The sequence below is a fragment of the Streptomyces sp. 7R007 genome (assembly GCF_054850255.1).
Map to the genome: position 1 here is coordinate 23,052 of NZ_JBTWMV010000041.1, position 21,837 is coordinate 44,888.

Genomic DNA, 21,837 nt, shown 5'->3' on the forward strand with positions numbered 1-21,837 from the left:
GCTGGTGCCCGTGTCGGTGCCCGGTGTCTCGGCTCGGTGATCGGTGCTAGCACCCGGCGTTCTCGGCTTTGCCGGCGTTGGTGGCAGGCGTCGGTTCCCTGTAGTGGTGGTAGGCATGGTGTGCGGTGAAACCCAGGCCCGTGTACAGCGCCCGCGCCCCCGCGTTGTCCGTCTCGACCTGGAGCCACGCGGCCGAGGCGCCCTCGTCCAGGGCCCGCCGGGCCAGCGCGGACATCACGCGGCTCGCCAGCCCCTGACGCCGGAGCCGCGGGTCCACCTCGACGGCGGCGAACCCGGCCCACCGCCCGTCGACCACGCACCGCCCGATCGCGGCCGGCGCCGGCTCACCCGGCACCGTCGCGAACCACACAGACGGCCCCGCGCCGCTCCCGGCTTCGCCCGAGTGGGCGGACCCCGATCCCAGCACCCGCAGTGCCGCCTCGCTCACGCCCTTGCGCTGGTAGCGCGCGAGCCACGCCTCGTCGGCCTCTCGGGACAATACGACGCCCTCCGCCTCCGCACGGTCCGCGACCGGCGCCAGCGCCCCCACCCACAGCTCGGCCGTCACCTCGCGCACCCACCCCCGCCGCTCCAGCTCCGTGCACAGCAGTTCCTGCGTGCCCTCGGCGCCGGTCGCCGTCTGGACGTACGCGGGCAGCCCGCGATCGCCGTACCAGCGGCGTACGGCCTCCAGCGCCTCGTCGAGCGGCAGGCCCGGGTCGCCGAGCGGGAGCACGGAGTTGGCCCGCCGGGTGAACCCGGACGCCGCCCTGAGCTCCCACGCGCCCAGCCACTCGCTCTCCACCGGCCGCCACGCCCGGGCGGACACCCGGGCGAGCTCCTCGTACGAGGCGGCGGGACCCCGGCGGCGGGCCGGCGCGGCCGGCACCACCTTGCCCGCGACCAGTGCGGATTCCGGTATGCGGACGGTCTCACCACTCTTCCGTGTGATCAGCAGCACACCGTCGTCCCATGATGTGAGAACACCCACCGTGTCGGTGAACTTCTCTTCCGTGACCCCAGGGTCGCTCAACCGCCGTACCGAGACGCGTTTGCCCACGTCAGCAGCGGTGATACGGACCTCCAGGCGCCCGGCGGCCGAGAATTCCACAGGTCGGTTCACCCCTCCTGTTCGGATCATGCCCAAGAACGGAGATACTAGGGGCGGGCATCGACGACGCCGCGCTCCCGCGCGCCAGGCGGCGGAGCCTGAGGAGGCCCGCCAGCGCCCTATCGAGGAGGAACGACAGCGTGACCTACGTCATCGCGCAGCCTTGTGTCGACGTCAAGGACAAGGCGTGCATCGAGGAGTGCCCGGTCGACTGCATCTACGAGGGCCAGCGGTCCTTGTACATCCACCCGGACGAATGCGTCGACTGTGGGGCCTGTGAGCCGGTCTGCCCGGTCGAGGCCATCTTCTACGAGGACGACACTCCGGAGGAGTGGAAGGACTACTACAAGGCGAACGTCGAGTTCTTCGACGAGCTCGGCTCCCCCGGCGGCGCCAGCAAGCTGGGTCTGATCGAGCGGGACCACCCCTTCATCGCCGCGCTGCCGCCGCAGGCGTAAGCACAGAAAGCGGCCCGCACACCCGTGCCGCCTCGGTCCCGTACGGCCTGATCACCCTGATCGCCGTACGGGGCCGAGGCGTTTGCCGTATCGACGAAAGCGAGCAAGTGACCGTGTCCGCAGTCTCCGACCGGCTGCCCACCTTCCCCTGGGACAAGCTGGAGCCGTACAAGAAGACGGCCGCCGCGCACCCGGACGGCATCGTCGACCTGTCCGTCGGCACGCCCGTCGACCCGGTCCCGGACCTGATCCAGAAAGCCCTCATCGACGCGGCGGACTCCCCGGGCTACCCGACCGTCTGGGGCACGCCGGCGCTGCGCGACGCGATCACCGGGTGGCTGGAGCGCCGGCTCGGCGCCCGTGACGTCACCCACCGCCACGTCCTGCCGGTCGTCGGCTCCAAGGAACTCGTCGCCTGGCTGCCGACCCAGCTGGGCCTGGGCCCCGGCGACCGGGTGGCGTACCCGCGCCTGGCCTACCCCACCTACGAGGTGGGCGCCCGTCTGGCCCGCGCACAGTACGAGGCCTACGACGACCCGACCGAGCTGGACCCTGCGGGCCTGAAGCTCCTCTGGCTCAACTCGCCGTCCAACCCGACCGGCAAGGTCCTCTCCAAGGCCGAGCTGACCCGGATCGTCGCCTGGGCCCGCGAGCACGGCGTCCTCGTCTTCTCCGACGAGTGCTACATCGAGCTGGGCTGGGAGGCGGACCCGGTCTCGGTGCTGCACCCGGACGTCAACGGCGGCTCCCACGACGGCCTGGTCTCCGTCCACTCCCTCTCCAAGCGCTCCAACCTGGCGGGCTACCGCGCCGCCTTCCTGGCCGGCGACCCGGCCGTCCTCGCGCCCCTGCTGGAGATCCGCAAGCACGGCGGCATGATGACGTCCGCGCCCACGCAGGCGGCGGTCGTGGCGGCCCTCTCGGACGACACCCACGTCCACGAGCAGCGCGAGCGCTACGCGGCCCGCCGCACGGCCCTGCGCGACGCCCTGCTGCGCCACGGCTTCCGCATCGAACACAGCGAGGCCAGCCTCTACCTGTGGGCGACGCGCGACGAGTCCTGCTGGCGGACGGTGGCCCACCTGGCCGACCTCGGCATCCTGGTGGCCCCGGGCGACTTCTACGGCCCGGCGGGCGAGAGCTTCGTGCGCGTGGCCCTGACGGCGACGGACGAGCGCGTACGGGCGGCGGTGCGGCGGCTGGCGTGAACGGCCGTACGACAGGCGGAGACGACAGGCGAAGGGGCTCGGGAAGAACGTCTTCCCGAGCCCCTTCCCCGCGCGCCCGCGTCAGCCGACCGGCAGGCCCTTCACCGGCAGCGTCTGGGCCGACGGCAGACCGCCGCCCTTGGTGAGCGAGTCCGTCGGCAGCCCGCCCTTCGTCGCCGTCTTCGCCGTGTCGCCGAGGACGTCCCCGGCGGAGCCCGCCGCGTCCCCCGCGGTCTGCTGGGCCGCCGGCGCCGCCTTCTTCGCCAGCTTGCCACCGGTCTTGCCCGCGGCCGGCACCGCCTTCTCGACGGTCGAACCGCCGGTCGCACCCGCGACCTTGGTGACGTTCTGCGCCGCACCGTCGACCGTGTTGCCCATGGTCGCCCCGTCCAGGGCGGTCAACCCGCCGAGGCTCGGGGTGGAGGGCAGTTGGGTGGCCGCGCTCGCGGAGCCGGCCGCACCGACCCCGGCGGCCGCTCCCGCTGCGACGAGCAGCGCGGCACGGGCGATCCGGCGGGTCAGGGGGAGGGACATGATGCTCCTTGTACGGGAGGGGTCTTGCTCGGACGCGATGACTACCGCTCGAAACCCCCCGGAGGTTGCGGAGCAATAACGTAAAGAGTTGGTAATGCGTCGCATTATCGGCTGCGGATAAAAACGGGCAAAAAGCGCCCGGTCCGAAAGTGTGCCGAATCCTTACAGCCCTTTGCTCCCAAGGGATTTCCCGCTTCGGCGAGTGACCGCGCGAAAACCTGCGCACCCCCCGGTCCGCACCCGCCCCGCGTAACCCGGGCGGGTGAAGACCCGCACTACTGACCAGTGACGATTCGCACCGCGCCGGCCGTCTTCGCCGTCCCGGCGCCCTGCGCACCGACCGTGCGCCACGCCCCGTCCGCGGTCCCGGCGGTCCACTCCCGCCCGCCGAAGGAGACGCGCTCGATGTGCAGCGCCGAGGCGTTGGCCACCGCCCAGTGGGCGAGCTGCCACCCGCGCTGCCGCGCGCTGCGGCCCCTGGCCGGACTGCCGGCGGCGGTCACCGGCAGCGTCACGGTCCGGCCGTCCGTCCGCTCGCTCGGCGACGGCGACGCCTTCCGCCCGCTCACCTCGGCGCCCGCCTCCTGGAGCACGTCCCGCCCGAAGTCGCGCACGAGAGCGGCCCGTACGGCGTCCGGCCCGGCCTGCGTCACGGTGGCGTCGGGGCTGCCCTGGCAGGTCAGCGTGGCCGGCGAGTCGCCGGTCAGGGCGGCGGCGAGCAGCGTCGCGTCCGGCTCGTGCTTGGCGTACGCCTCCGGGTAGCCGCTGCGCTGCACGCGCTGCGCGGCGACGGTGAGCGGCAGCTCCGTGTAGTCGTGGACCTTGGCGAGGTGCTCGTAGAAGACGCCCGCCGCGTACGTCGGGTCCAGGATCTGCTTCTCGGTGCCCCAGCCCTGCGACGGCCGCTGCTGGAACAGGCCCAGCGAATCCCGGTCGCCGTGCGCGAGGTTGCGCAGCCCGGACTCCTGCAGCGAGGTCGCCAGCGCGATGGCCACGGCCCGCTCGGGCATGCCGCGCCCGGTGCCGACGGCGGCGATGGTCGCCGCGTTCACCGCCTGCTCCGGCGTGAACTCGTACTCCGCGCCGTCGGCCTTGCCGGAGACCACCCTGCAGCCCGGACCTCTGCCCCCGGTGACGTACTGCACCGCGAGGTACCCCGCGACGGCGAGCAGGACCACGAAGGCCGCCCCGATACGGAAGAGGCGGCCGCGACGCTTGAGGGCGGACGACGGCTCTGGCACGCCGTACAAGGTAGCGGAGGCCCACGGGACGCAGGAGCCGGGTGTGGACGAAGGGAAAAGGCCCGGCGGGATAGGGTCGACGGCATGGCCGACACCCCGCTTGACCTCACGCTGGACGCCGCCCGGCTCACCGCGCAGCTCGTCGACTTCCCGTCCGAGAGCGGCACCGAGAAGCCCCTCGCCGACGCGATCGAGACCGCCCTGCGCGCACTGCCGCACCTGACGGTCGACCGGTTCGGCAACAACGTCGTGGCCCGTACGCGGCTGGGCCGCGCGGAGCGGGTGATCCTCGCCGGCCACATCGACACGGTCCCGATCGCCGGCAACGTTCCCTCCCGGCTCGACGAGGACGGCGTGCTGTGGGGCTGCGGCACCTGCGACATGAAGTCCGGGGTGGCGGTGCAGCTGCGCATCGCGGCCACCGTGCCGGCCCCCAACCGCGACCTGACCTTCGTCTTCTACGACAACGAGGAGGTCGCCGCCGAGCTCAACGGCCTCAGGCACGTCGCCGAGGCGCACCCCGAGTGGCTGGAGGGCGACTTCGCGGTGCTGCTGGAGCCGTCGGACGGCGAGGTCGAGGGCGGCTGCCAGGGCACCCTCCGGGTGCTGCTGAAGACCGCCGGCGAACGGGCCCACTCGGCGCGCGGCTGGATGGGCTCCAACGCCATCCACGCGGCCGCCCCGATCCTGGCCCGCCTGGCCGCGTACACGCCCCGCCACCCGGTGATCGACGGCCTGGAGTACCGCGAGGGCCTGAACGCGGTCGGCATCTTCGGCGGGGTGGCGGGCAACGTCATCCCCGACGAGTGCGTGGTCACCGTCAACTTCCGCTACGCCCCCGACCGCACCGAGGAGGAGGCCCTCGCCCACGTGCGCGAGGTGTTCGCGGACTGCGGGGTCGAGGAGTTCGTCGTCGACGACCACAGCCCCGGCGCGCTGCCCGGCCTGTCCCACCCCGCCGCCGCGGCCTTCATCGAGGCGGTGGGCGGCACCCCGAAGCCCAAGTACGGCTGGACCGACGTCTCCCGGTTCTCCTCCCTCGGCGTCCCCGCGGTCAACTACGGCCCCGGCAACCCGCACCTGGCGCACAAGCGGGACGAGCGGGTGGAGACGGCGAAGATCCTCGCGGGGGAGGAGCGCCTGCGGGCGTGGCTGTCCGCATAGGGGCGCTGCACGGCGGACATGCTCACGTCCCCCGTCCGTAACCCGCGTAGATCTACGCTGAGGTGGAAACACCGCAAGCGGAGGGAGCGCACATGGCTACCGGGAACCCCGAGGGCAAGAAGGTGCCGCCGGATGAGCAGCGACTCGGACCGGTCCTCCGACGACGAGGCCAGGTGACGGCCAGCACGACCGACCAGCGGCTGCTGGACGCGGGCGGACCCTCGGACTGGGTCCACACCGACCCCTGGCGGGTGCTGCGCATCCAGTCGGAGTTCATCGAGGGCTTCGGCACGCTCGCCGAACTCCCGCCCGCGATCAGCGTGTTCGGCTCGGCCCGGACACCGGTCGACTCGCCGGAGTACGAGGCGGGCGTACGGCTCGGCCGCGGGCTGGTGGAGGCCGGCTGGGCGGTGATCACCGGCGGCGGGCCCGGCGCCATGGAAGCCGCCAACAAGGGCGCCTGCGAGGCGAAGGGGATCTCCGTCGGCCTCGGCATCGAGCTGCCCTTCGAGCAGGGCCTGAACCCCTACGTCGACATCGGCCTGAACTTCCGTTACTTCTTCGTGCGGAAGATGATGTTCGTCAAGTACGCGCAGGGCTTCGTCGTCCTGCCCGGCGGCCTCGGCACCCTCGACGAGCTCTTCGAGGCCCTGACCCTGGTCCAGACCCAGAAGGTGACCCGCTTCCCGATCGTCCTGTTCGGCAGCGCCTACTGGGGCGGCCTGGTCGACTGGCTGAAGAACACGCTGGTCGCCCAGGGCAAGGCGTCGGAGAACGACCTGCTGCTGTTCCACGTCACGGACGACGTCGACGAGGCGGTCGCGCTGGTGTCGAAGGAGGCCGCCCGGTAGGGCCCCCGCCTACGCGAGCCCCCGGCGGGCGACCGCCGGGGGCCGGTGCCCCGCGATCGACGCCACCATGTCCAGCACCTGCCGCGTCTCGGCCACCTCGTGCACGCGGTAGACCTGCGCGCCCAGCCACGCCGAGACGGCGGTCGTCGCCAGCGTGCCGATCACCCGCTCCTTGACGGGCCGGTCCAGCGTCTCGCCCACGAAGTCCTTGTTGGACAGGGAGACCAGCACGGGCCACCCCGTCTCGACCATCTCCCCGAGCCGCCGCGTCGCCTCCAGGCTGTGCCGCGTGCTCTTGCCGAAGTCGTGCCCGGGGTCGATCAGGATCGACTCCCGCGGCACGCCCAGCCCGGCCGCCCGCTCCGCCAGCCCCAGCGTCACCCGCAGGATGTCCGCCATGACGTCGTCGTACGTCACCCGGTGCGGCCGTGTCCGCGGCTCGGCGCCGCCCGCGTGCGTGCACACCAGCCCGACCCGGTACCGCGCGGCGACCTCGGCCAGCCCGGGGTCGACCCCGCCCCACGCGTCGTTCAGCAGGTCGGCGCCGGCCTCGCACACCGCCTCCCCGACCTCCGCCCGCCAGGTGTCCACGCTGATCACGACGTCCGGGAAGCGGCGCCGCACCTCCGCGACGAACCCGACCGTGCGGCGCGCCTCCTCCGCGGCGGTCACCTCCTCGCCCGGGCCCGCCTTGACCCCGCCGATGTCGATGATCGCCGCGCCCTCGGCCACGGCCTGCTCCACGCGCGCGAGGGCGGGCTCGTCGCGGAACGTGGCCCCCTGGTCGTAGAAGGAGTCCGGGGTCCGGTTCACGATCGCCATGATCACCGGCTCGTGCGCTCCGAACTCGCGCCTGCCCAGCCTGAGCATCCCCTGTGACCTTTCCTGGTACGTCCTGGGTGTCGTGGCCTTTCGGCCGCCTGCGACCCTAACTGTCAGCCTCGCATGGCACGATCGGAGCCTGACACATCCGGCTGCTGCTTCTGCACACGCAGCACTGCAACAGAGCGTGGGGACCACAGCGATGGTTATGTTCCTGTTCCTGGTCGTGGCTCTCGCCGTCGTGGTCGGCGCGGTCACGCTGGCCGTGGTGGGCGGCGGCGAGGGCGACGGACCGCTGCCGGAGGCCGCTGCGGAGCGGCTCCAGGACCCGCTGCCCCCCGACCGCCCGGTCAGCCGCGCCGACGTCGACGCCCTGCGCTTCCCGCTCGCCGCCCGCGGCTACCGCATGGCGGACGTCGACGACGCCCTGAACCGGCTGGGCGCCGAGCTCGCCGAGCGCGACGCCCGCATCGCCGACCTGGAGTCCGCGCTGGCGGGCGCGCGGGCCGCCGCGCACGTCTCCATGGAGAAGCCGGCGCACGGCCAGGAGGAACACCAGTGAGCGACGGATCGGCCCTCGCCGGCCCGGACGGCGCCCTGCGCTGCCCCTGGGCCCTGTCCACCCCGGACTACGTCACCTACCACGACGAGGAGTGGGGCCGCCCGGTCCACGGCGACGACGCCCTGTACGAACGCCTCAGCCTGGAGGCCTTCCAGTCGGGCCTCTCCTGGATCACGATCCTGCGCCGGCGCGCGGGCTTCCGCGCCGCGTTCGCCGACTTCAGGATCGAGAAGGTGGCCGCCTTCACGGAGGCCGACCGCGAGCGCCTGCTGGCCGACGCCGGCATCATCCGCAACCGCGCCAAGATCGACGCGACCCTGGCCAACGCGCGCGTGCTCGCCCAGTGGGCGCCGGGCGAGCTGGACGAGCTCGTCTGGTCCCACGCCCCGGCCCCGGGCCCGGCCCCGAAGACGCTGGCGGACGTCCCGGCGGTCACCCCCGAGTCGACGGCGCTGTCGAAGGCCCTGAAGAAGCGGGGCCTGCGTTTCGTGGGGCCGACGACGGCGTACGCGCTGATGCAGGCGTGCGGACTGGTGGACGACCACCTGGAGGCGTGTGCCGCACGCCGGCTGTGACCTCGCCGGTACGGCTCAGCGGCCCAGGTACTTCGGCTGCTCCTTGTTCACGAACGCCTCCACCGCGATCACGTGGTCCTCAGAGGACCCCGCCCGCGTCTGCAGCTCATCCTCCTTGTCCAGCGTCTCGGAGAGCGTGTGCGAGAACCCGTACGCCACCGCCTCCTTGATCGCCGCGTAGGCCACCGTCGGCCCCTGGGCCAGCGCCCGGGCCACCTTCTCGGCCTCCGCCCGCAGCTCGGCGGCGGGCACCAGCCGGTTGACGATCCCCAGCTCGTACGCCTCCTGCGCCTTGACGCTCCGGGGGAAGAGCAGCAGGTCGGCGGCCCGGCCGGGTCCCACGACCCGCGGCAGCGTCCAGGACATGCCGGAGTCGGCGGTCAGGGCGACCCCGGCGAAGGAGGTGTTGAAGGCGGCCGTGTCCGCGGCGAGGCGGTAGTCCGCGGCCAGCGCGAGCCCGAAGCCGGCCCCCGCGGCGACCCCGTTCACGCCCGCCACCACGGGCTTCGGCATCCCGGCCAGCGCCCGCACGATGGGGTTGTAGTGCTCCCGCACCGTGCTCATCGTCTGCCCGGACCCCGTCTCCCGGTCCTGCGCCAGCAGCCCGATGTGCTCCTTGAGGTCCTGGCCCACGCAGAACGCCCGCTCCCCGGCGGCGGTCAGCAGCACCGCCCGTACGGAGCCGTCCTCGGCCGCGGCGTGCACCGCCTCCCGCAGAGCGACCTTCGTCGCGATGTTCAGCGCGTTCATCGCCTCCGGTCGGTTCAGCGTGATGGTGGCGAGTCCGTCGCTCACCTCGTAGAGCACGGTGTCGGCCATGGCGGTCCCCTCCGTTGGTACGACCGGTCGGTACGTCCTGGTACGAGGACAGCATGACGGAGATCGCCGTGCGTGCACCGGAACGGACGTGTGACCTCCGTCAAAGAATTCGGCCCGCTTTTCGCCCGGCGCAGGTCCGCGCGGCGGCGCAGTATCGCAGTCACATCGCCGAATTGAGTGGTTTTGCTCGCGCGCGTTGCCCAAGCGATGCCGACTGATGTTGGTCATCGGGTCCTGAGATGCGGGATAATGGCCTGGAAGCAATGTGTTCGACGCCGGTGTCGCGTGTCCCAGTCCCACGCTGTGGCCCGCGCGTGCCCTCCCAGGGCCGTCGGCTTTGACGATGAGCTGGTTTCAGGAAGGGGAACGAGCATGGCGGCCATGAAGCCGCGGACGGGCGACGGCCCGCTCGAGGTGACCAAGGAGGGGCGGGGCATCGTCATGCGCGTTCCGCTCGAAGGCGGCGGTCGGCTCGTCGTCGAGCTGACCCCTGACGAGGCCGACGCGCTCGGCGACGCCCTCAAGAAGGTCGTCGGCTGACGCGGAAGCGACCCTACCCTTTCAGCCGCCCCGGCATCCAAGCGGTGCCGGGGCGGCTGTTTGCGCGTCCCGTCACCGCTTGACGGCGCACAGCAGACCGTCGCCCACCGGCAGCAGCGAGGGCACCAGCTCCTGGCTCTCGCGCACCGCCCGCAGCAGCTCCCGCAGCCGGAGGACCTCCGTCGGCTGCGGACCGGAGTCGACCGTCCGGCCGTTGGCGAAGACGCCCTCGAAGACCACCAGGCCCCCCGGACGGAGCAGGCGCAACGATTCAGCGAGGTAGTCCATGACCTCCTGCCGGTCACCGTCGCAGAAGACGAGGTCGTAGCCGGCGTCGGCGAGGCGGGGCAGCACGTCCAGCGCGCGGCCCGGGATGAAGCGGGCCCGGTTGCTGGCGAAACCGGAGGCGCGGAAGGCCTGGCGGGCGAACTGCTGGTGCTCCGGCTCGGGATCGACGGTGGTCAGGACGCCGTCGGGGCGCATGCCGTGCAGCAGGTGGATGCCGGAGACGCCGGTGCCGGTGCCGATCTCGGCCACCGCCTTGGCGTCGACGGAGGCCGCCAGCAACCGCAGCGCGGAGCCCGTGCCGGGCGACACCGAGCGCAGCCCCGCCTCACGGGCCCGGTCGCGGGCCCAGCGCAGCGCTTCGTCCTCGGCGGCATAGGCGTCGGCGAACGCCCAGCTTGCCTGCCGGTTGCCGGTAATGACCCTCTCCTGTCCCCGTGGTTGCCTGGGCGTGACTGTATCCGTTGGGCCCGGGAACCCGCAGATGGGACCAGGCGTTTAGAGGGGTGGGAACGCCGACGGGGGGACACAGTTGGATCACGAAGCGGGGCGGGGCTCAGAGCAACTGCAGACGCAGCGGCCCGAGCCGTATCACCCCAGATCAAATTCTCGTAAAACCGCTTATCCGGTCCTAACGGGCGAGGTGGCTATGGTAGGGGCTCCACTGGACACCACCAGAGCTGACAGGGGAGGTGCGGCCGCGCCCAACGGGGATCGGGGAGGAGTGCTGCGGCGCTTCCTCGGATCGGCGGGCAGGCCGAAATCCGTGAACGACACCGCTGCTGACCACAGCCACGCCGACGCCTTCGCGGGCGAGGCCCAGACCGCGACTTTCTCCACCGACGCGGACGGGCAGGCGTGGACTCCGCCCACCTGGGAGGAGATCGTCAGCACACACAGTGGGCGCGTCTACCGACTGGCCTACCGCCTCACCGGCAACCAGCACGACGCCGAGGACCTCACCCAGGAGGTCTTCGTCCGCGTCTTCCGCTCCCTGTCGACCTACTCGCCGGGCACCTTCGAGGGCTGGCTGCACCGCATCACGACCAACCTCTTCCTGGACATGGTCCGCCGCAAGCAGCGCATCCGCTTCGACGCCCTCGGCGAGGACGCGGCCGAGCGCCTGCCCAGCCGCGAGCCCAACCCCCAGCAGGTCTTCAACGACGCCCACTTCGACGCGGACGTCCAGCAGGCCCTGGACACCCTCGCGCCCGAGTTCCGCGCCGCGGTCGTCCTGTGCGACATCGAGGGACTGTCGTACGAGGAGATCGCCGCCACCCTCGGCGTCAAGCTCGGCACGGTCCGCTCCCGCATCCACCGCGGCCGCTCCCAGCTGCGCAAGGCTCTCGCGCACCGCGCACCGCAGGCCCGTTCGGCCGAGCGCCGCCCCTTCGTGGCCGTGCCCGCCCTGGGGGGAGGGGGCGCGACCGCGTGAGTGGATCACGACCCGGGCCCATCGAGGGGCGCCTGTCCGAGCAGCATCTGGGAGACCGACTCTCCGCCCTGGTGGACGGAGAGCTCGGTCATGAGTCGCGCGAGCGGGTCCTCGCCCACCTGGCCACCTGCGCCCGGTGCAAGGCGGAGGCCGACGCACAGCGGCAGCTGAAGAACGTCTTCGCGGAGGCGGCGCCCCCGCCGCCCTCCGAGAGCTTCCTGGCCCGGCTCCAGGGGCTCCCCGGAGGGGGTGACGATCCGGACGGCGGCTCGCCGTTCGGCGGGGGAAGAATCCCCGGCTCGGCCTCCGGCAAGTTCGGCGCGAGCGGAATCTCCGCCGCCTCCGCCGTCTCGGGAGTCTTCGGACTGAAGCGCGGCGACCGCTTCGAGTTCGACTACGTCCCCTCGGGTTCGCACGCCGCGCCCGCGCTGCCCGCCTCCGACCGCGGTTTCCCCATCCATGACGTCAGCCGGCACGAGACCGAGCGCTCCGCCTCGCGCGGGCTGCGCTTCGCGTTCGTCGCCGCCGGGGCCGTCTCGCTCGCCGCGATCGCGCTCGGCGGGGTCACGGGCGCCGGCCCGACCGACACCGTGGACGCGCGCGGCACGGGCGCCGGCAGCAATGTGACCCCGATGCGTACGGCGGGGACGGGAGCCGCGACGGCGCCCGAGACCCAGCGCCGCCGTGCCGTCGGCCCGCTGCTCGCCGGCGGCCAGCGCACGCTCGGTGACACCCCGGTCGCCCCGACCGCGGTGTCCGCGCCCCTGCTGCCCGGCGTGCCGCGGCCCGCCGACGCCGGGCGGGCCCAGGAGGCCATGCACACGCTGACCACGCCCGTGGTGGCCGGCGCGGCGGTCATGTCCCCGTTGATACGTCCGCTCGACGCGGCCCCCGCTCCCAGCACGCCGTTCGCCCTGACCTCGTGGACCAGCGTGCCCGAGGTCGCCGTTCCCGACCTGCTCGCCGCGCCCGTCCCCGACCCGACGTCCGTCCCCTCCTCCTCTTCCACCACCCCCGCCGCCTCCCGCACCGCTCACTGACCCGCCCTCTGCGCGGCGGCCCGCGAACCTGGTTGAATCCGGGGAGTCGACGTACCGCGGCCGCCGCCGATGCGCGGGGCCGCGGCCAGTTGTGGGGAGAGCATGAACGAGGGGAAGCCCACGAAGGCCAAGTGGTGGAGCCGCCAGCGGTCTGAGGGGCCGTCGGGGGAGCTCCGTGCGGATGACGGGGACTTCGAGCTGGCCAAGCCGGTGAGCAACGCCGACGCGGACGCCGAGGCTGAGAGCCAGGGCGGGGGCGACTTCGAACTGGCGCGTCCCGCGGCGGTCGCCGACGCCGACCAGGCCCCCGCCGACGCTGCCGCCGAGGCCGGCGCCGACGCTCAGGCAGCGGCCCAGGACATCCCTGTAACCCCGGACCCCGCCGTCCCCGGGGAGCGCCCCAAGCCCCTCCACGACCCCGACCCCTACAGCACCCCGCCCTACGGAGAACCAGGCCCCTGGGCCCCGGCCCCACCGGTCCAGCACCCGGCGACCACCGCCCCGCTTCCGGCGACCGCCACCCCGCCCCCGCCCCCGGCCACCACCACCCCGCCCCCGGGCGCCCCGCTTCCTTCTCCGCCCGCCTCCCACGGCGACGCGGCCCCGGTGGCCTCCAACCCCTGGCAGAACTACGACCCCTGGTCCCCGACGCCCTTCCAGCAGCTGCCGCACATCCAGAACCCCCTGCACACCGGCGTCGCTGCCGACCCGCGGCGCTGGCGGGTCCGTAGGGGACTCGTGCTCGGTGCCGTGGCGCTGGCGCTCGTCTCCGGGGGCGTGGGCGGGGTCGTGGGGGCGTCCCTGGAGCGCAACGGCGGGGTGGGGACCGTGACCCTGCCGCAGGCCGGAAAGGAGCCCGCCGGGCGGCCTGCCGGCAGCGTGGCCGGGATCGCCGCGCGGGCGCTGCCCAGCGTGGTCACCCTGCACGTGACCGGCCAGGCGGAGTCGGGCACCGGCACCGGCTTCGTGCTCGACGGCCTCGGCCACATCCTCACCAACAACCACGTCGTCGAGCCCGCGGGATCGTCCGGCGGGATATCCGTGACCTTCAACAGCGGCGACACCGCCAAGGCCACCGTCGTGGGGCGCGACAGCGGCTACGACCTCGCCGTGGTCAAGGTGAGCGGCGTCCGGGGGCTCAAGCCCATGCCCCTGGGCAACTCCGACAACGTCCAGGTCGGCGACCCCGTCGTCGCCATCGGCGCCCCCTTCGACCTGGAGGGCACCGTCACCTCCGGGATCATCAGCGCCAAGGAACGGCCCATCACGGCCGGCGGGGAGAGCGGGGACGGCAGCGACGTGTCGTACGTGGACGCCCTGCAGACCGACGCGCCCATCAACCCGGGCAACTCCGGCGGCCCGCTCCTCGACTCCCGGGCCCGCGTCATCGGCATCAACTCCGCCATCCGGTCCGCCGACAGCGGCTCCGACCTGGAGGGCGGCCAGGCCGGCTCCATCGGCCTCGGTTTCGCCATCCCCGTCAACCAGGCCAAACGCGTCGCCGAGGAGCTCATCAACACCGGCAAGGCCACCCACCCGGTCATCGGCGTCACCCTCGACATGGGCTACACCGGCGACGGCGCCCGCGTCGGCACGAAGGCGAGCCGGGGCGGCCCCGCCGTCACCGCGGGCGGCCCCGGCGACAAGGCCGGCATCGAGCCCGGCGACGTCATCACCGAGGTCGACGGCCGGCGCGTGCACTCCGGCGAGGAGCTGATCGTCAGGACCCGGGCGCACCGCCCCGGCGACCGCCTGGTGCTGACCGTGCGACGTGACGGCAGGGAACGCAGGATCACCCTGGTGCTCGGATCGGCGGAGGGCAGCTGAGCCGGCGGCGGCCCCCTCCGGTGATCGACAGGAACCTCACAGGCAGGTTTCCCGCCCCTTGCCCCACAAGGCAAACAACCCGGAAAACCGCCACGCGGAGCCACTCGGAGCCCTCGGGACAGTACCGGTCGTACCGGATCGCCGGGTACCGTGGATCCGGCCCGGACCACGGACGACCGCACGGACCACCGAGGGCCGCGGACCGAGGGACTCGCAAGGAGCTTCAGGTGTTCAATGACATAGGACCGCTAGAGCTGGTGACGATCGTCGTCCTTGCCGTGCTCGTCTTCGGTCCGGACAAGCTCCCCAAGGTCATCCAGGACGTCATGCGGACGATCCGCAAGATCCGCGAGTTCTCGGAGAGCGCCAAGGAGGACATCCGGCAGGAGCTGGGCCCGGAGTTCAAGGACTTCGAGTTCGAGGACCTCAACCCCAAGACGTTCATCCGCAAGCACCTGGACAGCGACGAACTGGGGATCAAGGAGATCCGCAACGGCTTCGACCTGAAGAAGGAGATGGCCGAGGTCACCGAGGCGGTCCAGGGCCACGACACCGACGCGCCCTCGTCGTCCTCCGGCTCCTCCGGTTCCGGCGCCCGCGTCGACATGACCAAGAAGCCCGAAGAAGACGACCGTCCGCCCTTCGACGCGGACGCCACCTGAGCCGTACGGCCGTACGTGACGCGTTTCATACTCCGCTGAGCCCCCGCACGGCCTGAACGCGCCCCTCCACGCGACCCACGCACCGGCCGGTTTCCCTGCTGCTCGAAGCGGTGTGGCTATGCTGCCGAGTTGTTGTGCGGGCCGTATGCGAGAAAGCAACGCCGCCCGAAGGGGGGCGGGCCGCTCCGGCCCGACGAGAGCGAGGAGGCGTCCGGGCACATGGAGACGACGAGTCGGGCAGTCGCGCAGGCGCCGGCCGCGGAGGGCGGACAACAGGTCCCCTCCGCCCGGCGCACGGTCGACGGCTACCTGCGCGCGCCCTTCCCGTGGTACGGCCTCGACGAGGCGTTCACGGGGCCGCGCTGGCTGATGCAGGTCGGAACGGCGGCCGACGGGGCCGTCGAGCACGGTTCGATCGGGCACGGCGACGAGCCCTCGGTCAAGAACGAGGTGGGCTCCGCCGGGGAGCCGAGGGAGAAGTTCGCGGTGGTGGTGACCGTCGCGGCGAACCCGTCCCGGCGCAGCGCCGACGGTACGGGGCTGCTGGAGGCGACGTCGGTGTCGTCGGCGGCGTGGCTGGCCGGGGTGGGACTGCTGTCGTTCACCTGGCCCGGGCAGATGGACCACAGCCTGCGCGACGACTGGCTGGAGCAGCAGACGGAGACGGCGTGGGCGCTGGCCGACGACCTGGACGGCCCCGAGTGGTCGACGCTGTCCCTGCCCGTGGACGGCGTCCCCACGCCCTTCCACTACCGCGAGTCCGAGTTCGGCTGGGTCCTGGCCGGATCGACTCCGGAAGGGGTGCACGTGGGGGCGTACGGCAGGGGGATGAGCGCGTACGGCCTCGGCTTCGCGATGATCAAGGACATCGGCGCGTACGCCTAGCCAAGGCGAAGGGGTGCCCTCCCACCGGACGGCACCCCTCGGTCGTACGGAACCCCGTACGGGTCCTAGAACTTGTTCTTCGGCGTGATGCCCAGGGACAGGCCCGACAGCCCCCGCTGCCGCCCGCCGAGCTTCCCCGCGATGCCGCGCAGGGCCGTGCCCGCCGGGCTGTCGGGGTCGGTCAGGACCACCGGCTTGCCCTCGTCGCCGCCCTCGCGCAGCCGGACGTCGATCGGGATGGAGCCGAGGACCGGCACGGTCGTACCGGTCGTGCGCGTCAGGCCGTCCGCCACCAGCTGCCCGCCGCCCGTGCCGAAGACGTCGACCATCTCGCCGCAGTGCGGGCAGGGCAGGCCGGACATGTTCTCGACGACGCCGACGATCTTCTGGTGGGTCTGTACGGCGATGGAGCCCGCCCGCTCCGCCACCTCGGCCGCTGCCTGCTGGGGCGTCGTCACGACCAGGATCTCCGCGTTCGGGATCAGCTGGGCGACGGAGATGGCGATGTCGCCGGTGCCGGGCGGCAGGTCCAGGAGCAGCACGTCCAGGTCGCCCCAGTACACGTCGGCGAGGAACTGCTGGAGCGCGCGGTGCAGCATCGGGCCCCGCCAGACCACCGGCGCGTTGCCCGGGGTGAACATGCCGATGGAGATGACCTTCACGCCGTTCGCGGACGGCGGCATGATCATGTTCTCGACCTGGGTGGGGCGGCCGTCCGCGCCGAGCATGCGCGGCACGCTGTGGCCGTAGATGTCGGCGTCGACCACGCCCACCTTCAGGCCGTCGGCCGCCATCGCCGCCGCCAGGTTCACCGTCACCGAGGACTTGCCGACGCCGCCCTTGCCGGAGGCGACCGCGTAGACCCGGGTGAGGTTGCCGGGCTTGGCGAAGGGGACCTCGCGCTCGGCCTGGCCGCCGCGCAGGGCGTTCGCCAGCTCCTTGCGCTGCTCGTCGCTCATCACGTCGAGCGAGACGTCCACGCGCGTGACGCCCTCGACGCGGGAGACCGCCTCGGTGACGCGCTGCGTGATCGTCTCGCGCATGGGGCAGCCGGAGACCGTCAGGTACACGGTGACCGCGACGGCCCCGTCCGCGCCGATCTCCACCGACTTGACCATCCCGAGTTCCGTGATGGGGCGGTTGATCTCGGGGTCGTTCACCGTCGCCAGTGCCTCGCGCACCGCGTCTTCGCTAGCCATAAGGACGATGGTACGGCGCGCCGGCGGGGGCCCGGGACGCCCGTCAGCGGTCTTCTACGTCACGTCCCGGTGGCCGTTCTGCCGGGAATACGCCGTGCCCGTCCTGCCGTGCCTCCAGCTCCTTCATCAGGTCCTGCAGCTCCGAGCGGATCCAGTCGCGGGTGGCGACCTCGCCCAGGCCGATGCGCAGGGCGGCGATCTCGCGGGTCAGGTACTCGGTGTCGGCGATGGACCGCTCGTTCTGCTTGCGGTCCTGTTCGAGGTTGACCCGGTCGCGGTCGTCCTGCCGGTTCTGCGCGAGCAGGATCAGCGGGGCGGCGTAGGAGGCCTGCAGGGACAGCATCAGGGTCAGGAAGATGAAGGGGTAGTTGTCGAAGCGCAGGGCGCTCGGCGCGAAGACGTTCCACGCCACCCACATCACGATGACGACCGTCATCCAGACGATGAACCGGCCGGTGCCCAGGAAGCGCGCGATGCGCTCGGAGAGCCGGCCGAAGGCCTCCGGGTCCCACTCCGGCAGCAGCCGCCGGCGCGGCGGACGCGGCTGGTCCAGGCGGGCGCGGGTGCGGGTGGTGGCCGTGGCCCCCGCCGGGGTGCGCTCACGGGTGCTCTCGCGCTCAGCCGCCATGGGACGTCACCCCCTCTCCCTCGTCCGCTTCCTCGTCCGCTTTCTCGTCCGCTTTCTCGTCCAGGTGGAACTCCGTCTCGCGCCAGTCCTCGGGCAGCATGTGGTCGAGGACGTCGTCCACGGTCACCGCGCCCAGCAGCGACCCGGCCTCGTCCACGACGGGCGCCGCCACCATGTCGTACGTGGCGAAGAACCCGGCGACCTCCGGCAGCGCGGCGTTCGGGTCCAGCGGCTGCAGGTCGTCGTCGATGATCGAGCTGACCAGCGTGTACGGGGGGTCGCGCAGCAGGCGCTGGAAGTGGACGGTGCCGAGGTACTTGCCGGTCGGCGTGTCGTCGGGCGGGCGGCAGACGTATACCTGGGCGGCGAGGGCGGGGGAGAGGTCCCGGTTGCGCACCCGGGCCAGGGCGTCGGCGACGGTGGCGTCGGGCCGCAGCACGATCGGCTCGGTCGTCATCAGACCGCCCGCCGTGTGCTCCTCGTACGCCATCAGGCGTCGCATGTCGGCCGCGTCGCCGGGCTGCATCAGGGCCAGCAGCCGCTCCTGCTCCTCCGTGGGCAGCTCGGCGAGCAGGTCGGCCGCGTCGTCCGGGTCCATGGCCTCCAGGACGTCGGCGGCGCGCTCGCCCTTCAGCTTGCCGAGGATCTCGATCTGGTCGTCCTCCGGGAGCTCTTCGAGGACGTCGGCCAGGCGGTCGTCGTCGAGGGCCGCGGCGACCTCGGCGCGCCGCTTCGGGGACAGGTGGTGCAGGACGTTGGCGAGGTCGGCGGGGCGCAGCTGCTCGAAGGTGGCCAGGAGGTTCTCCGCGCCCTGTCCGTGCTCCTCCAGTGAGAAGCCGGTGACCGCGGACCACTCGACGGTCAGCGTCTCGCCCTTGGCCCGCCTGAACGTTCCGCCCCGGCGCCCCTTGCGGACGAAGACGCGGTCGATCTCCCAGTCCCGGCGCGCCGGCAACTGCTGCACCGACAGGTCCAGGACGGTGACCTCCTCGCCGCTCTCGGCGAGCGTGACGCGCCGGTCGAGCAGCTCGCCGAAGACCAGGCGCTCGGTGGGACGCTGCTCGAAGCGGCGGACGTTGAGCACGCCGGTGGTGATGACCTGGCCGGACTCGATGCTGGTGACCCGGGTCATGGGCAGGAAGATGCGGCGCCGGGTGGACAGTTCGACGACCAGCCCGAGCAGACGCGGGGGCCGTCGCCCGACGCGCAGCATGACGACCAGATCGCGTACGCGGCCCACCTGGTCGCCGTTCGGATCGAAGACGGCGACGCCGGCGAGGTGCGAGACGAAGATCCGCGGCGCGCCCGCTGCCATGATTGCGCCTCCTTTTCGTACGAGTTCGTACACGTTTCGACAGAATGGTTCCTGCGAGCTTGCGACTTGCGTCTGTTATCCGAAATGCCCGGTCAAGTGGGCTTCAGGCTAGCCCGTCCCGATCAGGGCCGCCCCGGTGGGGGTCCGGACGGACTGCCTCCGCCAGGCCCTGGCCGTCCCGGTACGCTGCCGTACGCCTCCGACGTCCCGCCACAGAAAGGCAGCCCCACCTGTGACTGCGATGCGCCAGGGCCGTTTCCGCCGGACCGCGCTGCCCGGTGCGCTGTGCGCCGCGGCGATCGCCCTGGCGGGCTGCGGCGGCGATCCCGACGCGGGCACGAACGGGGTCGGCAAGCTGCCGGCCGACCAGATCCAGTCGCGCACCCGCAAGGCCGCCGAGTCCGCGCAGGCGGTGCGCCTGTCGGGGACGGTGGTCACCAGCGGGCGCACGTACACGCTCGACATGCGGCTGAAGTCCGACGGCGGGACCGGCTCGGTCACCTCCAAGGGCGCCTCCTTCAAGCTGCTGCGGATCGGCGAGCAGCTCTTCCTCAAGGCGGACGCGCAGTTCTGGACGCGCGAGGGCGGCGACGGCGACACGGCCGCGGGCGACAAGCTCGAGGGCAAGTACGTCAAGGTGCCCAAGGGCGACCCCTCGTACAAGAAGTTCAGCGGCTTCACGGACAAGGACGTCCTCCTCGACGGTCTGCTGACGCTGCACGGCTCTCTCAGCACGGACGGCCACCACGAGCAGTCGGGTACCCGCACCATCCGCATCACCGGCGACGACGGCTCCGGCGGCACCCTCGACGTCTCCCTGGAGGGCAAGCCGTACCCGCTGCGCCTGGCCCGGGCCGGCGGCGCCGGCACGCTGACCTTCTCGGCCTGGGACCAGGACTTCGCCCTGACGCAGCCGGCGAAGGGCGAGACCGTGGACTACGGCAAGCAGCTGCCGACGTCGTAGTCCCGGCCCGGCTATCCGCGCCGGCGCCGTTTCAGCAGCAGCCGCGGCAGCCCCGCGGGAACGGGCCGGCGGGTCGTCGCCGGCGTCGGCAGGGGCGCCTCGGCCAGCGAGTCGTCCGGCAGCGGTGCGGTCGGGCCGGCCGGCTCCAGGCGCAGCACCCGGCACTCGCGTGCCCAGCGCCCCGTCATCGCCTCCCCGTCGGGCGCGTTGAGCCGCTTGCCCTTCAGCTCGGCGACCGCCGCCTGCCACGCCTCGGACTCCGGCGCCAGCTCCACGACCTTGGCGCTCCACGTCACCAGGCGGCCGCCCTTGTCCTTGCTGCGGACGGTCACCTCGGCCGCCGCGCCGTCGGCCAGCCCCGGCAGCGGCTGCTCGCCCGGCCCGTCGCCGACCACGCAGGCCGCGCCCTCGTGCCACACGTGCCACAGCGCGCGGGCCGGGACGCCGGGGCCCTTGACCCAGACGAGGCCGGACTTCTTCGTGGCCTCCTCGACGAGGGCCTGGTCGAGCAGCTCGCTTGTCATGTGCCCAGCCTATCCAGGCGCTCTCACAGCCAGCCGTTGCGCTTCAGGGCCCGGTGGATGCCGATACAGAGGACGACGGTGAGGCCGAGGACGGTCGGGTAGCCGTAGCGCCAGTGCAGCTCGGGCATGTGGTCGAAGTTCATGCCGTAGACCCCGGTCACCATCGTCGGTACGGCGATGATCGCGGCCCAGGCCGTGATCTTGCGCATGTCCTCGTTCTGCGCGACGGACGCCTGGGCGAGGTTGGCCTGGAGGATCGAGTTGAGCAGCTCGTCGAAGCCGACGACCTGCTCCTGGACGCGGGCGAGGTGGTCGGCGACGTCCCGGAAGTACTTCTGGATGTCCGGGTCGATCAGCCGCATCGGCCGCTCGCTCAGCAGCTGCATGGGGCGCAGCAGCGGCGAGACCGCCCGCTTGAACTCCAGCACCTCGCGCTTGAGCTGGTAGATCCGCGCCGAGTCCACACCGCGCGAGACCCCGCCGCGCCGCCCCGGCGAGAACACCTCGGTCTCCACCTCGTCGATGTCGTCCTGCACGGCGTCGGCGACCGCGACGTACCCGTCGACGACGTGGTCGGCGATGGCGTGCAGCACGGCCGAGGGGCCCTTGGCGAGCAGCTCCGGGTCGTCCTGCAGCCGGTGCCTGAGGGCGCGCAGCGAGCCCTGGCCGCCGTGCCGGACGGTGATGAAGAAGTCCCGGCCGGTGAAGCACATGACCTCGCCGGTCTCCACGACCTCGCTGTTGGCGGTGAGCCGGTCGTGCTCGACGTAGTGAATGGTCTTGAAGACGGTGAACAGGGAGTCGTCGTAGCGCTCCAGCTTGGGCCGCTGGTGCGCCTGGACGGCGTCCTCCACGGCCAGCGGGTGCAGCCCGAACTCGCTCGCGATGCCGGCGAACTCGGCCTCGGTCGGCTCGTGCAGCCCGATCCAGACGAAGCCGCCGTCGCGGCGCACCTGGCGCATCGCCTCGTGCGGGGTCAGCGGCTTGCCGGTGTCGACGCGGGCGCCGTCGCGGTAGACGGCGCAGTCGACGACGGCCGAGGGAGTGCCGGGGGCGCGGGTCGTGTCGTACGCGCCGCCGTCCTTGCGCAGGGAGATGCGGGACGGGCGGACCACGGCACGCAGGTCACGGATCATCGACATGGCTGGCTCCTTCGCGACGGGCAGCGAAAGGGCGCCGACGACGGGT

At 72.5% G+C, this 21,837-nt stretch carries 24 protein-coding genes; 13 read left to right on the forward strand and 11 right to left on the reverse strand.

The annotated features are described in order from the left end of the window. Positions 1–46 precede the first annotated feature (46 nt). The gene (locus ACYF6T_RS34735) at positions 47–1,111 is read right to left on the reverse strand and encodes a GNAT family N-acetyltransferase (protein ID WP_461701585.1); all 1,065 of its coding nucleotides are present in this window, start codon (positions 1,109–1,111) and stop codon (positions 47–49) included. Positions 1,112–1,251: 140 nt separating this feature from the next. Here ACYF6T_RS34735 and fdxA point away from each other — a divergent pair, with 140 nt between their 5' ends. Both fdxA and ACYF6T_RS34745 read left to right on the forward strand, forming a co-directional pair. Next, a complete protein-coding gene (fdxA, locus tag ACYF6T_RS34740; protein ID WP_004926152.1) occupies positions 1,252–1,569 on the forward strand; it encodes a ferredoxin in 318 nt (105 codons plus the stop codon). A 113-nt stretch (positions 1,570–1,682) separates the two neighbouring features. Continuing rightward, positions 1,683–2,777, forward strand: a complete 1,095-nt coding sequence (locus tag ACYF6T_RS34745; protein WP_461701535.1) for a bifunctional succinyldiaminopimelate transaminase/glutamate-prephenate aminotransferase — start codon at positions 1,683–1,685, stop codon at positions 2,775–2,777. A gap of 81 nt (positions 2,778–2,858) precedes the next feature. Here ACYF6T_RS34745 and ACYF6T_RS34750 read toward each other — a convergent pair whose 3' ends face one another. Continuing rightward, positions 2,859–3,311 carry an ATP-binding protein gene (locus ACYF6T_RS34750; RefSeq protein WP_461701536.1) on the reverse strand — a complete coding sequence of 151 codons (453 nt, stop codon included), beginning with the start codon at positions 3,309–3,311 and terminating at the stop codon, positions 2,859–2,861. Between the two features lie 275 nt (positions 3,312–3,586). Then, positions 3,587–4,552, reverse strand: coding sequence for a heavy metal transporter (locus ACYF6T_RS34755; RefSeq protein ID WP_461701538.1), 966 nt, complete (start codon positions 4,550–4,552; stop codon positions 3,587–3,589). An 84-nt stretch (positions 4,553–4,636) separates the two neighbouring features. On the opposite strand from ACYF6T_RS34755, the gene dapE reads away from it, so the two are divergent. After that, positions 4,637–5,716: a succinyl-diaminopimelate desuccinylase gene (gene dapE, locus ACYF6T_RS34760; RefSeq protein WP_461701539.1), complete on the forward strand. Its 1,080-nt coding sequence runs from the start codon at positions 4,637–4,639 to the stop codon at positions 5,714–5,716. A 92-nt stretch (positions 5,717–5,808) separates the two neighbouring features. Beyond that, positions 5,809–6,567 (forward strand): LOG family protein, encoded by a 759-nt coding sequence (locus tag ACYF6T_RS34765; RefSeq protein ID WP_461701541.1) that lies wholly within the window; start codon positions 5,809–5,811, stop codon positions 6,565–6,567. Between the two features lie 9 nt (positions 6,568–6,576). Here the strand turns inward: ACYF6T_RS34765 and folP are convergent, their stop codons facing one another. Beyond that, on the reverse strand, positions 6,577–7,437 hold the full coding sequence (gene folP / locus ACYF6T_RS34770) for a dihydropteroate synthase (protein ID WP_461701542.1): 861 nt from the start codon (positions 7,435–7,437) through the stop codon (positions 6,577–6,579). Positions 7,438–7,597: 160 nt separating this feature from the next. Here folP and ACYF6T_RS34775 point away from each other — a divergent pair, with 160 nt between their 5' ends. Both ACYF6T_RS34775 and ACYF6T_RS34780 read left to right on the forward strand, forming a co-directional pair. Beyond that, on the forward strand, positions 7,598–7,951 hold the full coding sequence (locus ACYF6T_RS34775) for a DivIVA domain-containing protein (RefSeq protein ID WP_461701586.1): 354 nt from the start codon (positions 7,598–7,600) through the stop codon (positions 7,949–7,951). Then, the gene (locus ACYF6T_RS34780) at positions 7,948–8,526 is read left to right on the forward strand and encodes a DNA-3-methyladenine glycosylase I (RefSeq protein WP_461701544.1); all 579 of its coding nucleotides are present in this window, start codon (positions 7,948–7,950) and stop codon (positions 8,524–8,526) included. Before ACYF6T_RS34775 ends, ACYF6T_RS34780 begins: the two co-directional genes overlap by 4 nt. Positions 8,527–8,541: 15 nt before the next feature. Here ACYF6T_RS34780 and chcB read toward each other — a convergent pair whose 3' ends face one another. Further along, the gene (gene chcB / locus ACYF6T_RS34785) at positions 8,542–9,345 is read right to left on the reverse strand and encodes a 2-cyclohexenylcarbonyl CoA isomerase (protein WP_461701546.1); all 804 of its coding nucleotides are present in this window, start codon (positions 9,343–9,345) and stop codon (positions 8,542–8,544) included. 372 nt (positions 9,346–9,717) lie between these two features. Here chcB and ACYF6T_RS34790 point away from each other — a divergent pair, with 372 nt between their 5' ends. Further along, the gene (locus tag ACYF6T_RS34790) at positions 9,718–9,885 is read left to right on the forward strand and encodes a DUF3117 domain-containing protein (RefSeq protein WP_003966491.1); all 168 of its coding nucleotides are present in this window, start codon (positions 9,718–9,720) and stop codon (positions 9,883–9,885) included. 72 nt (positions 9,886–9,957) lie between these two features. Here the strand turns inward: ACYF6T_RS34790 and ACYF6T_RS34795 are convergent, their stop codons facing one another. Next, entirely contained in the window at positions 9,958–10,656 is a 699-nt protein-coding gene (locus ACYF6T_RS34795; protein WP_461701587.1) for an O-methyltransferase, read from the reverse strand. 238 nt (positions 10,657–10,894) lie between these two features. Here ACYF6T_RS34795 and sigE point away from each other — a divergent pair, with 238 nt between their 5' ends. The 5 genes from sigE (at position 10,895) to ACYF6T_RS34820 (ending at position 16,019) form a co-directional block, all read left to right on the forward strand. After that, complete coding sequence (sigE, locus tag ACYF6T_RS34800; RefSeq protein WP_461701547.1) at positions 10,895–11,605, forward strand: RNA polymerase sigma factor SigE; 711 nt, start codon at positions 10,895–10,897, stop codon at positions 11,603–11,605. Then, the gene (locus tag ACYF6T_RS34805; RefSeq protein ID WP_461701549.1) at positions 11,602–12,645 is read left to right on the forward strand and encodes an anti-sigma factor family protein; all 1,044 of its coding nucleotides are present in this window, start codon (positions 11,602–11,604) and stop codon (positions 12,643–12,645) included. Before sigE ends, ACYF6T_RS34805 begins: the two co-directional genes overlap by 4 nt. Before the next feature lie 102 nt (positions 12,646–12,747). Continuing rightward, complete coding sequence (locus ACYF6T_RS34810) at positions 12,748–14,472, forward strand: S1C family serine protease (protein ID WP_461701551.1); 1,725 nt, start codon at positions 12,748–12,750, stop codon at positions 14,470–14,472. A gap of 227 nt (positions 14,473–14,699) precedes the next feature. Beyond that, positions 14,700–15,134, forward strand: a complete 435-nt coding sequence (locus tag ACYF6T_RS34815) for a sec-independent translocase (protein WP_461701552.1) — start codon at positions 14,700–14,702, stop codon at positions 15,132–15,134. Between the two features lie 219 nt (positions 15,135–15,353). Continuing rightward, positions 15,354–16,019: a hypothetical protein gene (locus ACYF6T_RS34820; RefSeq protein WP_461701553.1), complete on the forward strand. Its 666-nt coding sequence runs from the start codon at positions 15,354–15,356 to the stop codon at positions 16,017–16,019. 65 nt (positions 16,020–16,084) lie between these two features. Here ACYF6T_RS34820 and ACYF6T_RS34825 read toward each other — a convergent pair whose 3' ends face one another. The 3 genes from ACYF6T_RS34825 to ACYF6T_RS34835 are packed head-to-tail and all read right to left on the reverse strand — an operon-like array spanning position 16,085 to position 19,161. Further along, positions 16,085–17,218 (reverse strand): Mrp/NBP35 family ATP-binding protein, encoded by a 1,134-nt coding sequence (locus ACYF6T_RS34825; RefSeq protein ID WP_461701554.1) that lies wholly within the window; start codon positions 17,216–17,218, stop codon positions 16,085–16,087. 43 nt (positions 17,219–17,261) lie between these two features. After that, entirely contained in the window at positions 17,262–17,846 is a 585-nt protein-coding gene (locus tag ACYF6T_RS34830) for a DUF1003 domain-containing protein (RefSeq protein ID WP_461701556.1), read from the reverse strand. After that, positions 17,836–19,161 carry a magnesium transporter MgtE N-terminal domain-containing protein gene (locus ACYF6T_RS34835; protein ID WP_461701557.1) on the reverse strand — a complete coding sequence of 442 codons (1,326 nt, stop codon included), beginning with the start codon at positions 19,159–19,161 and terminating at the stop codon, positions 17,836–17,838. Before ACYF6T_RS34835 ends, ACYF6T_RS34830 begins: the two co-directional genes overlap by 11 nt. Positions 19,162–19,402: 241 nt before the next feature. On the opposite strand from ACYF6T_RS34835, the gene ACYF6T_RS34840 reads away from it, so the two are divergent. Next, the gene (locus ACYF6T_RS34840; protein WP_461701588.1) at positions 19,403–20,125 is read left to right on the forward strand and encodes a hypothetical protein; all 723 of its coding nucleotides are present in this window, start codon (positions 19,403–19,405) and stop codon (positions 20,123–20,125) included. 11 nt (positions 20,126–20,136) lie between these two features. Here the strand turns inward: ACYF6T_RS34840 and ACYF6T_RS34845 are convergent, their stop codons facing one another. Continuing rightward, positions 20,137–20,649, reverse strand: a complete 513-nt coding sequence (locus tag ACYF6T_RS34845; protein WP_461701558.1) for a hypothetical protein — start codon at positions 20,647–20,649, stop codon at positions 20,137–20,139. A gap of 23 nt (positions 20,650–20,672) precedes the next feature. Then, entirely contained in the window at positions 20,673–21,791 is a 1,119-nt protein-coding gene (locus tag ACYF6T_RS34850) for a magnesium and cobalt transport protein CorA (protein WP_461701560.1), read from the reverse strand. Positions 21,792–21,837: the final 46 nt, after the last annotated feature.